The sequence below is a fragment of the Thermomicrobiales bacterium genome, assembly GCA_041390825.1.
Taxonomy (GTDB): domain Bacteria; phylum Chloroflexota; class Chloroflexia; order Thermomicrobiales; family UBA6265; genus JAMLHN01.
On sequence record JAWKPF010000040.1, the window covers coordinates 1 to 12,406 of the forward strand.

The following is a 12,406-nucleotide window of genomic DNA, read 5'->3' on the forward strand; positions in this document are numbered from 1 at the left end:
CGTGCCGCGCTCTTTCCCTTCCGCGTCGATGTTGCTCACGGTCGAGACCGCGCCCGAGGCCGCCAGTTGCGGTTCTGTCCAGGTGAGGCCCCCGTCATACGACTTGGCCACCGCCATGTTCAGCACGGCTACTTGCGACGAAATCGTACCGAGCACGAAATCGCGCACCCCGATCGAAATCATCGAAATGTAGACATTGCCATCCCGGTCGAATGCAACCACCGGGTCGCCCGCGCCGCTTATGTCATCGCGGAAATAGAGAATCTGGTTCGGTCCTTCCCAGGTCTCCCCGGCATCCCAGGAGACATAGACCGACATCACCGAACCCATGTTGTAGTCGATCGTGCCCATGACCAGGTGGTCGGGATCGGTGGGATCGACCACCATGTGCGGCTCGGTTTGAAATGGCGAATAGCCATAGTTGCGTGTGATGAGCAGATTGCGGCTGAACCCCGGCGCGGGATTGCGGAACGGCACCTGCTGATTCGCGCTCGGTTCTTGCCCGCCGCTGCCGGCCACCGCGCTCAAGTACGGATCGCTAATGATGCCCCGGTCCACATAGAACCGTTCCAGGGCCAGCTTCGCGCCGTTCGAGGCAAACTGCCGGTCGATCACAACGAGATCGCCGAAGTTCAGCGGTCGTCCGGCGAGCTGGTCGCTTCCCTGCGCGACGACCCCGCGCGGTTCCAACCCGGTTAGCAACGGCGCCAGCACCAGCAGCGCCACGACCCCTACGGTCGCGAGGCGCCACCCTTGCCGGCGTTTCTGTCGGAATTGTGAAAACATGCGGCTCACCTCTTCGACCGGTGGTGAATGTCGGAGAAATCGTCCCTGACGGATTTGCCCGGCTCGCCGTCTTTGCGAGCCTGTTTCTCTGATGCGGACGTCTGAGTTCCTAGTATCGCGCAGAATCCTGAACGAATTCCTCGACTCTGCACCATGCTAGACTCTCGCTGACGCTCAGTCTATCGCGCCCGCGTAGCTTCGCACCGCGCAGGCCGTGGCCAGGACGCTCGACGCTGCATTCGTTCGCCGCGCACCGACCCGATCGCCGAGGAGCCACCCAGCGATGTCATCGATCACAAATCGCGCTCGACTCTTCGCCGTGCTGGCGTCCGCCATGCTCATCGTCACGCTCGTCGGGGCGGTTTTCGCCTTCGGTCGGGTCGACGCACAGGACGATAGTCCAGTCGGCCAGTGGTCGGTCGCGCTTGCCCGCACCGATATTCCGGTCGATATCGCCAGTTCCATGTCGTACGTTGGCCGCTGGCGGCTCGGCATCGAGGCAGACGGCACGTTCGAGGCCGAGCGCACCGATGCCGGCGTAGTCATCGAAGGCACCTGGACCACCGATGGCGACCAGATCACCTTCACCGACGAATCCGGCCTGCTCTCGTGCGGAAACGCGGCTGCCGCTCCGATCATCGAAAGCGACATGGCAACGGGCACCTACAAATGGGTCCGCTCCGGCAAGAATCTCACCTTTACCCAGGTCGACGATTCGTGCCCCGGTCGCATCATCTTGCTGACCACGTTTTCCTTCAACACCTTCGTTGCCTGCTCGACGATCCCGCTGACGACCGCTGAGTTGCTTGGCACCCCCGTGGCCAGTCCGATCGCGGTCGAGACGGTCGAACTCCCAACCGTGCCCGCGTCGTCACCTGAACCGCTCAATGCCACCTTCGAACGCGAGATCGACGACCTGCTCGATCAGCTCACCGCCTGCTGGGCAAGCCGCGAGCCAGAACGCTGGTTGCCGCTGCTCAGCAACGAGTTCCGCGACGCGCTGATCACCTCCGACCCGAACTTCCTGGAGACGCTCACCATTTCGATGTCGTCCCCCATCGTCTGGGAACGCGCCGGCGAAATCACCATCGTCGCGCCGAACCAGATCACCGCTCCCGTCAAATCGACCGTCGGCACTGAGCAGGATTTCCAGACCTTTGTCTTCGTCTTCGAAGACGGGCAATGGAAGTGGAACGGGTAGCGATGTCCAGGGTCCAGTGTCCAGGGTCCAACACGGGCCGTTTTCCCCACCAGCGCCCAGGCATCGATGTCAGCTTTGGACCCTCGACCCTGGACACTGGACCCTCGTAACGAATGCCTGACCTCGATCCTGTCGAGCCGCCCGCCAATCCCGAGATGGAGCTCGATCCAACCTCGGAAGATTCGACAGTGGGCACCGGGTCGGTCCTGGCCATCGGCTGCTCGCTCATCGTGCTGCTGATCCTCATCGTCGGGATCGCGCTCTTCATTTCCCGCCAGTCGTAGCGATTTGGCACAATTGATCGAAAGACGTCGTGGCCGACCGCTTCCGGATCGCGCCGAGAGGAGCATGCGCACGTGGCAACCGCTTCACCAGAAAAAACCTGGGGAAACTACATTGGCGGCGAATGGATCGCCTCCGAGTCTGGCAAGACCTTCGAAAGCCGGAACCCCTCCAACACCAATGAGTTGATCGGCGAGTTCGCCTCCTCGACCAAATCCGATGTCGATGCCGCCATTCAGGCGGCCACCGACGCCTTTCCCAAGTGGCGGGACACGAACGTTGTCGCGCGCTCGGTCATCTTGTTGAAAGCCGCCGAGATTCTCGCCTCGCGTCAGGCCGAGATCGGCAAGGAGCTGACGCGGGAGGAAGGCAAGACCCTCAAGGAAGGCATCGGCGAGACTGGCCGAGCCATCCAGATCCTGCGCTACTACGCCGGCGAAGCTCAGCAACCGAACGGCGAGCACTATCCGTCCATGAACCCGGATACGCTGCTCTACACCACCCGCGAGCCGCTCGGGGTCGTTGGCGTCATCACCCCCTGGAACTTCCCCATCGCCATTCCGGCCTGGAAAATCGCTCCGGCGCTCGCCTTCGGCAACACAGTCGTTTTCAAGCCCGCCAGCGCCACACCCCTGTTGGCCGCGCGCTTCGTCGAGGCATTGGGTGAGGCCGGGTTGCCCCCCGGCGTGCTCAATCTCGTCACCGGCAGCGCCTCCACCGTCGGGGATCCGCTGGTGGAAGACGACCGCATCGCCGCCATTTCCTTCACCGGCTCCGGCGAGGTCGGACGCAAGCTCTCGATGACGGCCGCCAGACGCGGAGCCAAGATTCAGCTCGAGCTCGGCGGCCAGAACCCGGCCATCGTGCTCGCCGACGCGGATATGAATCACGCGCTCCAGCACGTCATGACCGGCGCGATGTGGTCCAGCGGCCAGAAATGCACCGCCACCAGCCGAGCAATCGTCCATCGCTCGATCGTGGACGAATTCACCAGCAAGCTGCACGACAAGATCAAGAGCCTGAAGGTGGGCAATCCGCTCGACGAGTCGACGCATCTCGGCCCGGTCATTTCCGCCGAAGCGGCCGACAACGTGGTGGCCGGCGCGGATCGAGCGAAATCCGATGGCGCCGAACTGCTCGCCGGAGGCGAACGACTGACCAGCGATGGCCGCGAGCATGGCTTTTTCGTCGCGCCAACGTTGTTCGCGAATGTCGATCCATCGTCGCATCTGGGTCAGGAGGAGATCTTCGGCCCGATCATGGGCGTCATTCCGGTCGACGACATGGACCAGGCCATCGAGATCGCCAATTCGGTCAAGTACGGACTCTCCGCCTCGATCTTCACGCGTGATCTCGGCCGCGCGCTTCAGTTCGCCAAGAAGATCCAGGCCGGTATCGTGCACATCAACAGCGAGACTCCCGGCGCCGAACCGCAAGTGCCGTTCGGTGGCTACAAGGGCTCCAGCTCCTATTCACGCGAGCAGGGCAAATCGGCCCGCGATTTCTACACCCAGGTCAAGACGGTTTACATCGATCCGCCGCCGGCCTGATCGTCACCCGTTCAGTCGAACCTGAGCACGTAGCTCGACGGTGTTTTTCTCAGGGCCACGGAGACGCGAGTCCGGACCCGCAATCGAAAGGAGTTTCGCCCCATGGCGGATATCATGACCGAACGCACCTCGACCGCAAATTGGTCAGGGAATCTCTTCGAAGGATCGGGCAACTTCCGCGTCGGTTCGGGCGCATTTGGCCCATTGGACGTCAGTTGGGCCCGCCGCGCCGGCGAGCCGGAAGGCGCCACCAGCCCTGAGGAGCTGATCGCCGCGGCGCACGCCTCGTGCTACGCGATGGCGCTCTCCAATGCCCTTGCCGAGAACGGCACGCCGGCGCAGAGCCTGGAAGTCACCTCGAAGGTCGGTTTTGGCCCGAAGGAAGGTGGCGGCGTGGCAGTGAAGTACTCGAAGCTCTCCGTCAAAGGCAAGGTCGACGGGGTGACTGCGGAGCAGTTCGCCGAGCTCGCCAAAGCAGGAGAAGCCGGCTGCCCGATTTCCAATGCTCTGCGCAACAACGTCGCCATCGAGCTCGAGTCCACGCTGGCCTAACGATCGCGAGCATCGCATTGCAGAAGCCCTGTTCCCTTCGCGGAACGGGGCTTCTTTGCTTGTCCTGCCCATACCAATCGTCCTCCTGTACACTCAGTTCACGTCACGCCGATCCAACCCGGAGCATCCATCCATGCCGACTACCAACCGCCTCATCGTCCGCGGCGCTTGTGCCCACGACTGTCCTGACGGTTGCTCCTTCATCTCTGAGGTCGAAAACGGCAAGGTCGTCGATTTCTATGCCAATCCGGACCATCCCATCACCCAGGGGTGGCTCTGCGCCAAGGTCCGTCCCTATCTCGATCGGGTCTATGCGCCAGATCGGCTCGAATATCCGCTGCGGCGCGTCGGACCCAAAGGCGCGAACCAATGGGAGCGCATCACCTGGGACGACGCCATCGCCGAAATCGCCACCCGTTGGACCGACATCATCGCCGACTACGGCGCGGCTGCCATCCTGCCTTATTCCTTCAGCGGCACGCTGGGCATGGTCGAGAATCTGGTCGCCGCCAACCGGCTCTGGAATCGCATGGGCGCCTCCGGTCTCGAGCGAACCATTTGCGACGCTGCCGCAACCGCTGCCTGCAAAGCTACCCTCGGCGGCAAGCCGGGTATGGATCCGCGCGAGATAAAGCACAGCGATCTCATCGTCATCTGGGGGCACAACCCCTCCAGCACGTCGCCCCACTTCGTCCCCATTCTGCGCGAAGCGCAACGGAATGGGACGTTTGTCGTCGTCATCGATCCGCGCCGCACCCGATCGGCTCGCGCCGCCGACCTGCACATCCGGCCGAACCCATCGACCGATGCCGCTCTCGCATTGGGCATGATCGACATCATCTTCACCGAGAACCGGCACGACGAGGCATTTCTCGATGCGCACACCATTGGGTGGCGCGAGCTGCGCGCCCGCGCCGCAAACTACCCGATAGAGCGAGTCTCCCAAATCACCGGATTGGATGAAGAGATGATCGTCGACCTCGCCCATCGCTGGGTCGATGCGCGCGCCCCGCTGGTGAAATTCAACGACGGTATCCAACGTCACCAGAACGGCGGCCAAACCATCCGCGCGATCCTTGCGCTTCCGGCAGTCACTGGCAGCTATGGCAAGCTGGGCGCCGGAGCGTTCTATTCCCAAAGCAGCCAGATCGTGTGGAACGGCGAGGCGATCGGCAAGCATTCCGAGTGCCCGCCCACTCCGCGCGTCGTCAATATGAACCGGCTCGGAGCCGCGCTCACCGGCGAGATCAGCGATCCGCCCATCAAGGCGTTCTATTGCTTCATCGCCAACCCGGTCACGTCGACGCCCAATTCACCCAGGATCATCAGCGGGCTCCTGCGCGACGATCTCTTCACTGTCGTTCACGACCAGTTCATGACCGACACCGCCCGTTTCGCGGATATCGTGTTGCCCGCTACTTCACAGCTCGAAGTCGACGACGTCGTCAAGCCGTCCGGGCATCGCCATCTGCATTTCAACAAGGCCGCCATGGCCCCGCGCGGCGAATCGCGCGGCAACTGGGATGTCCAGCGCCACCTCGCCAAGGCCCTGGGCTACACCGAGCCATGGTTCGATCAAACCAACGCCGAAGTCGCGCGCGAGGTTTTCGAGGCCACCAGGCGCACCAATCGCTATCTGGCCGGTATCGAATTCGACGATCTGGTCGACAAGGGTTGGGTTCCGTACGCCGAAACCGATGACGGCTCGACGTTCAATTGGCCCAATCTCGAGTTTGGCACGCCGTCCGGCAAGATCGAGCTGTATTGCGAGGCGATGATTCCGCTTGGCGTCGATCCCCTTCCTGACCATGTAGTCCCGGATGAACTCGTCGATCGTGAGTCTGATGAGCTCGTACTGGTGACTGGAGCCGCGCATCACTTCGTCTCCAGTTCCTTTGCGAACCAGCCAGCGCTGTTGCGCAAGGAAGGCAACCCCTTCCTGGAAATCCATCCCACGGACGCGAAGTCACGCGGAATCGAAAGCGGCGATCCGCTGCTGATCGAAAACGATCGCGGTTGGTGCCTGTTGATCGCCGACGTGACCGACGATGTCGTCCCCGGCTTTGCCGTTTCGCCCAAGGGATACTGGGCGCAGAACTCGCTTGCTGGCCGCAACGTCAACTGGCTTACCCCTGACATCCTGGCCGATCTCGGCAACCAGGCCGTTTTCCATAGCAATCTCGTGCGCGTGCGCAAGCTCTCGCCCGAGGAGTTCGAAGCCCGCGCCGCGACCAATGGCCTCGAACCCGCGCTCGTACCTGCCTGACCCAATGTCGCGCCCTATCTGTCATCCCGACCGGAGCTCGCACCCACCCCGTCATCCCGACCGATGCTCGCACCAACTCCGTCATCCCGACCGGAGCCCGCACCAACTCCGTCATCCCGACCGGAGCCCGCGCCCTCCTCGTCATCCCGACCGGAGCCTCCGCAGGCGGAGCGGAGGGATCTCTCGTTCCCATACAACCCCGCCCACGCCCAGAACCGAGCCGTAAGCAACAAGAGATTCTCGACAAGCTCGGAATGACGAGCTTTCCCGTCATCGCGACCAGAACCCGCACCAACTCCGTCATCCCGACCGGAGCCCGCAGGCGGAGCGGAGGGATCTCTCGTTCCCATTCAACCCACGCCCACGCCCAGAACCGAACCGTAAGCAACAAGAGATTCCTCGACAAGCTCGGAATGACGAACCCTCCCGTCATCTCGACCGGTGTCCGCGCCCACCCCGTCATCCCGACCGGAGCCCGCAGGCGGAGCGGAGGGATCTCTCGTTCCCATACAACCTACGCCCACGCCCGGAACCGAGACTCGGCCAACCAGAGATTCCTCGACAAGCTCGGGATGACGAGTAGCCCATGAGCACGCCGCTTCTCAGCGTCCAGGACCTCTTCCTCTACTACCGCGCCGGAAAGCGGCCGGTGCATGCGGTCGACGGCGTCTCATTCACCATCGACGAACGAGGCCATGCGGTCGGAATCGTGGGCGAATCCGGGTCCGGCAAGACGTCCATGGCCACGGCCCTCATGCGTATGCTGCCGAAGAACGTCGAGCTCTTCCGTGGTTCCATCCAGCTCGATGGCCGCGAGTTGACCACGTTGTCCAATGACGTTTTCAATCGCGAAATCCGTTGGAAAAAGATCGCCATGGTCTTCCAGGGCGCCATGAACGTGCTGAACCCGGTCGTTCGCGTGGGAGAGCAGATCGCCGAAACGCTCATCCACGACGGCATGGACAAGAAAGCCGCGCTCGCCCGTGCCGAGGAGCTCCTGGAGCGAGTCGGGCTCCCGGCGAGCATCGCTCCCCGCTATCCGCATGAGCTCTCGGGCGGGCAACGCCAGCGCGTCGTCATCGCCACCGCGTTGGTGATGGATCCAGACCTGCTCATCCTCGACGAACCGACCTCTGCGCTCGATGTCAGCGTTCAAGCCCAAATCATGAACCTGCTCAAGGACCTCAAAGAGGATCCCGGCATCTCCATGATCTTCATCACGCACGACATCGGTCTGGCCAGCGATCTTTGCGATTCGATCGCGGTTGCCTATGCCGGTCAGCACGTCGAATTCGGTTCCGCCGATCGGGTCTTGGTCGAACCGCATCACCCCTATTCGAGCCTTTTGCTGTCATCGCTGCCCCGGCTCCACGATCCCGAACCGCCTACCCCTATGCCCGGCGAACCGCCCGATCTTTCCAATCCACCTTCCGGCTGCCGGTTCCATCCTCGATGCCCGTACGCGTTCGACCCCTGCTCGAGCATCGTTCCCCCAGAGTACAAACTCCCCGACGGCGGCCACGCGCGATGTTTCCTCAACGATTTCGCCCTCGCCGGCAGCCGCTACCGAATTCACTTGCCGGCCAGTTCCCATGCCTAGCCTATCCGCGCTCCCCCCGTCATCCCGACCGCAGCCCGTGGCAACTCAGCCATCCCGACCGGAACCCGCTACCTCACTCCCGTCATCCCGACCGCAGCCCGCGCCAACTCCGTCATCCCGACCGGAGCCCGCAGGCGGAGCGGAGGGATCTCTCGTTCCCCTCCGCGCAAGCCCCCGCACCGGAGACAAGGCTTCGACGCAACAAGAGATCCCTCGACAAGCTCGGGATGACGATTCTCCGTCATCCCGCCGTTCGCTAACGATTCCGTCATCCCGACCGGAGCCCGCAGGCGGAGTGGAGGGATCTCTCGTTGCCTTCCACGCAAGCCTCCAAACTGGAGACCGGGCTTCGACGCAACAAGAGATCCCTCGACAAGCTCGGGATGACATCGGGGCCCGAGAGGACGTGGGAGCATGGGACGACAGCTCACTTCGGTCCAGCGCGAATCCACCCATGATCCGCGTCGAACATGCGTCCGTCGTCTTCGAAACGCGCAAGGGGATCTTCAAGACGGGGGAAGTCCACGCCCTCGATGATGTCTCGATCCAGATCGGCATCGCCGAGACCCTGGCACTGGTGGGAGAGTCCGGCTCTGGCAAGACCACGTTGGGGCGATTGACCCTCCGTCTCGTGGAGCCGAGAACCGGCACAGTCGAATTCCTGGGACGGGATATCACCCACGACGCTGAGCAACAGCTCAAGTGGTTTCGCCGCCGCGCCCAGATCGTCTTTCAGGATCCGTTCTCCTCGCTCAATCCCTACATGCGCGTTTGGGACCTGATCGAAGAACCGCTCCAGATCGATGGCGTCAAGTCGGCAAGTGAACGGCGTGAGCGCGCCAACCAGGCGCTGGCCGCGGTCGATCTCGTCCCGGCGTCCCGCTTCGGCAGCAAGTATCCAAATCAAATGTCCGGCGGCCAACGCCAACGGGTCGGCATCGCCCGCGCGCTCGTGCGCAACCCCGACTATATCGTTGCCGATGAGCCCGTTTCCATGATCGACGCCTCCAGCCGGATCGAGATCCTCTCACTGCTCGCCAACCTGCAGACCGCCCGCGGGGTCTCGTTTGCGTACATCACCCACGATATCGCCAGCGCCCGCTATTTCTCCGATCGCATCGCGGTCATGTACCAGGGCACCATCGTCGAAACCGGCCCTATAGGCGCGGTCATCGACGAACCCCTCCATCCGTACACCATCGCGCTCATCGCCGCCATTCCGGAACCCGACCCGGCCAACCGTCATCGTCGCCGCGAGGTCGTCCCCGGCGAGCCGTCGACCTCCGCCGAAGCGCCGACGCATTGTCCGTTCTTCGCCCGTTGCCCCCGCCGCATGCCGGGCGTCTGCGACGCTGCCCGTCCAGCTTTGACCGAGATTGCGCCGCAGCATGAGGTCGCCTGTTTTCTCTATGCATCACGTACGGTGCAGAACCCCGATTCCAACGCCCGGTAGCAGCCGGGTTCGCCCGCTGGGCCCCATCCGCGGGTGATGCTGGGGCCTCGCTGAGCCAGTGACCTCTTGACCCCGGGCATGCGCCCCCGGCGTATACTCCCCTTCGCGCTTTTCGACCCTGTGGGGGATTCGTGAACGACTGGCTCAGCGGCAACGGAAAAAGCGACGGGCTCGACTACCGCCGGCGCTATCGTGGACTCATTGGCGTCAACAGCAAAGTTCCCTTGCGGGATCGCTCGATTCTTTCCCTCGTCTACACGCCCGGTGTAGCCGAAGCCTGCCTCGCCATTCAGGAAAACCCGCTCGAATCGTTCGATCTCACCTGTAGAGGCAATACGGTCGCGCTCATCACCGATGGCTCCGATCTCTTCGGGCGCCAGGGCGGACCGCCAGAATCGGCCATTCCGATCGAAGAGGGCAAGAGTGTCCTCTTCAAGACGTTTGCCGGCGTCGATGCCTTCCCGCTCTGTCTCGGTACGCGCGATATGACCGAAATCATCGAAGTCGGCACCGCCATGGCGCCCACCTTCGGCGCGATCTGCATCGACGATATCTCCAGCCCGCGCACGTTCACGATCGCCGACCATCTGGAACGCGCCACCGACATTCCCGTCTTCTCCAATCAGCATCACGGCACCGGTGTGCTCGTGCTCGGCGCGCTCATCAACGCGCTCAAGGTGGTTGGCAAAGAACTGGAGAACGTGCGCATCGTCATCAGCGGCGCGGGAATCGCAGGAGTTGGCGTCGCCCGGCTCCTCATCCGCACTGGCGCCAGGCACATCACGCTCTGCGACCGCGCCGGCGCGATCTATATGTACCGGCCGGAACGGATGAACTGGGCCAAGTCCTACGTCGCCAAGGAAACCAATCTCGAACGCCGCGCCGGTTCGCTGTCGGACATGCTGGTGGATGCCGATGTCTTCATCGGCGTCTCGACCGGAAACATCGTCACCGGGGACGATATCGCCCGCATGGCGCCCGATGCCATCGTCTTCGCGCTTTCGATCCCAACCCCGGAAGTCGATCCTGCCACCGCCCGCGCAGCCGGAGCGCGCATTGTTGCCACTGGCCGGTCTGACTACGCCAACACGATGGACATCTCGCTTGTCTTCCCGGGCGTCTTCCGCGGACTGCTCGATTGCCGTGCCCACAACATCCGTCTACGCACGCTCGTCGCCGCCGCGCACGCGCTGGCCGGGATGGTTCGCCCGGACGAGCTCCATGCCGACTACATCGTGCCGAACATCTTCGATTTTCGGGTTGCTCCTACGGTCGCCGCCGCTGTCGTGCGTGCGACAGTCGACGCTGGCGAAGCCGGGCGCATCATCGCGCCGGAGGAAGTCGCCGACTCGACCCTGCGCTACGTCTACGAGGGTCGGCGTCGCCTGAATCCAACCAACGGCGTTGGCTCAGGCACGCAATCGGAATCGATCGATCTCCGTCGCCGCCACGGCGGTGTGCTGGAGATCCAGAGCAAGATCCCGATCCGCGATCACCATATCCTCAACCTGATCTACGTTCCGCCCGCTGCGCTCGAACCTGCTGCCGTCATTCGGGATGATCCCGCGCAAGTCACCGAGCTCACTTCGAAGGGCAACCTCGTTGCGATCGTCACCGACGGTTCCGCGGTGCTCGGTCTCGGCGACATCGGTCCCCAGGCCGCCCTGCCGGTGATGGAAGGCAAGGCCGTCCTCTTCCGATCCTTGGCCGGGGTCGAAGCCTTTCCTATCTGCCTCGCCGCGCGTGAGCCAGACGACATCGTCGCGCATGTGCGCGCGATCGCCCCATCGTTTGGTGGAATCAACCTGGAGGACATTTCCGCTCCCCGCTGTTTCGAAATCGAGCGCCGGCTGCGGCTGGAACTCGGGATGCCCGTCTTTCACGATGATCAACACGGTACGGCCATCATCGTCGGCGCGGCCCTGCTCAATGCGGTCAAGCTGCGTGGCACGCCGTTGGACGAGCTCAGGGTCACCATCAACGGCGGCGGCGCCGCGGGCGTGGCCGTCGCCAAGCTACTGCTGGCGCTCGGTATTCGCGACATCGTTGTCTGCGACCGCGCGGGCGCCATCTATCACGGCCGAACGGAGCACATGGACTTCTCCAAGCTCGAAATCGCCGAGCTCACCAATCCCGATCTACACAAGGGCGATCTGGCCAGCGTCATCCAGGGTACTGATGTCTTCATCGGGCTCTCCGCGCCCGGTGTGCTCACCCAGGAAATGATCAGGACGATGGCGCCCAAACCGATCGTATTCGCCCTCGCGAACCCAACGCCCGAGATCATGCCCGAGCTCGCCAGGACTGCCGGAGCCTTTGCAGTAGCCACCGGCCGGTCGGACTATCCGAACCAGGTGAACAACTCGCTTGCGTTCCCAGGCGTCTTCCGTGGCGCGCTCGATGTCAAAGCGCGTGAAGTCAACGATCAGATGAAGCTCGCGGCTGCCCAGGCAATCGCCGATCTGGTGCTTCCGCGTCAGCTCACCACCGAGAACCTGATTCCAGACGCGCTCGATCTGCGCGTGCCACCGCGCGTTGCGGCCGCGGTTGCCCGTGCCGCCATCGAAACCGGCGTCGCCCAGCTCGAGATCGACCCAGCCACCGTCGAAGCCCGCTGCCGTGATCTCGTCTACGAGGGCGCCGCAGTGTTCTAGACCGTGCCGACCTGCCGAACCCGGCATCGGTTCCCACCAACAGCGCGATCCGCTGATTCGAG

At 63.2% G+C, this 12,406-nt stretch carries 9 protein-coding genes; 8 read left to right on the forward strand and 1 reads right to left on the reverse strand.

Going from position 1 to position 12,406, the window contains the following annotated elements; genetic code table 11:
* A partial coding sequence (locus tag R2855_17340; protein MEZ4532762.1) for a sialidase family protein occupies positions 1-786 on the reverse strand: 786 nt, incomplete at its 3' end.
* A 283-nt stretch (positions 787-1,069) separates the two neighbouring features.
* Between R2855_17340 and R2855_17345 the strand changes: the two genes are divergently transcribed.
* The 8 genes from R2855_17345 (at position 1,070) to R2855_17380 (ending at position 12,344) form a co-directional block, all read left to right on the forward strand.
* Entirely contained in the window at positions 1,070-1,987 is a 918-nt protein-coding gene (locus R2855_17345; protein MEZ4532763.1) for a hypothetical protein, read from the forward strand.
* Positions 1,988-2,100: 113 nt separating this feature from the next.
* Entirely contained in the window at positions 2,101-2,271 is a 171-nt protein-coding gene (locus R2855_17350) for a hypothetical protein (protein ID MEZ4532764.1), read from the forward strand.
* 72 nt (positions 2,272-2,343) lie between these two features.
* On the forward strand, positions 2,344-3,819 hold the full coding sequence (locus R2855_17355; GenBank protein MEZ4532765.1) for an aldehyde dehydrogenase family protein: 1,476 nt from the start codon (positions 2,344-2,346) through the stop codon (positions 3,817-3,819).
* 102 nt (positions 3,820-3,921) lie between these two features.
* The gene (locus R2855_17360) at positions 3,922-4,371 is read left to right on the forward strand and encodes an OsmC family peroxiredoxin (GenBank protein MEZ4532766.1); all 450 of its coding nucleotides are present in this window, start codon (positions 3,922-3,924) and stop codon (positions 4,369-4,371) included.
* A 133-nt stretch (positions 4,372-4,504) separates the two neighbouring features.
* Positions 4,505-6,637, forward strand: a complete 2,133-nt coding sequence (locus tag R2855_17365; GenBank protein MEZ4532767.1) for a molybdopterin oxidoreductase family protein — start codon at positions 4,505-4,507, stop codon at positions 6,635-6,637.
* Between the two features lie 586 nt (positions 6,638-7,223).
* A complete protein-coding gene (locus R2855_17370; GenBank protein MEZ4532768.1) occupies positions 7,224-8,237 on the forward strand; it encodes an ABC transporter ATP-binding protein in 1,014 nt (337 codons plus the stop codon).
* A 454-nt stretch (positions 8,238-8,691) separates the two neighbouring features.
* Positions 8,692-9,690, forward strand: coding sequence for an ABC transporter ATP-binding protein (locus R2855_17375; protein ID MEZ4532769.1), 999 nt, complete (start codon positions 8,692-8,694; stop codon positions 9,688-9,690).
* A gap of 131 nt (positions 9,691-9,821) precedes the next feature.
* On the forward strand, positions 9,822-12,344 hold the full coding sequence (locus R2855_17380) for a malic enzyme-like NAD(P)-binding protein (GenBank protein MEZ4532770.1): 2,523 nt from the start codon (positions 9,822-9,824) through the stop codon (positions 12,342-12,344).
* Positions 12,345-12,406 lie beyond the last annotated feature (62 nt).

Bases quoted from the DNA above. Each gene is read 5' to 3' on its own strand.
- R2855_17375 (MEZ4532769.1), top strand. From the start codon at position 8,692: ATGATCCGCGTCGAACATGCGTCCGTCGTCTTCGAAACGCGCAAGGGG.
- R2855_17360 (MEZ4532766.1), top strand. From the start codon at position 3,922: ATGGCGGATATCATGACCGAACGCACCTCGACCGCAAATTGGTCAGGG.
- R2855_17370 (MEZ4532768.1), top strand. From the start codon at position 7,224: ATGAGCACGCCGCTTCTCAGCGTCCAGGACCTCTTCCTCTACTACCGC.
- R2855_17365 (MEZ4532767.1), top strand. From the start codon at position 4,505: ATGCCGACTACCAACCGCCTCATCGTCCGCGGCGCTTGTGCCCACGAC.
- R2855_17350 (MEZ4532764.1), top strand. From the start codon at position 2,101: ATGCCTGACCTCGATCCTGTCGAGCCGCCCGCCAATCCCGAGATGGAG.
- R2855_17345 (MEZ4532763.1), top strand. From the start codon at position 1,070: ATGTCATCGATCACAAATCGCGCTCGACTCTTCGCCGTGCTGGCGTCC.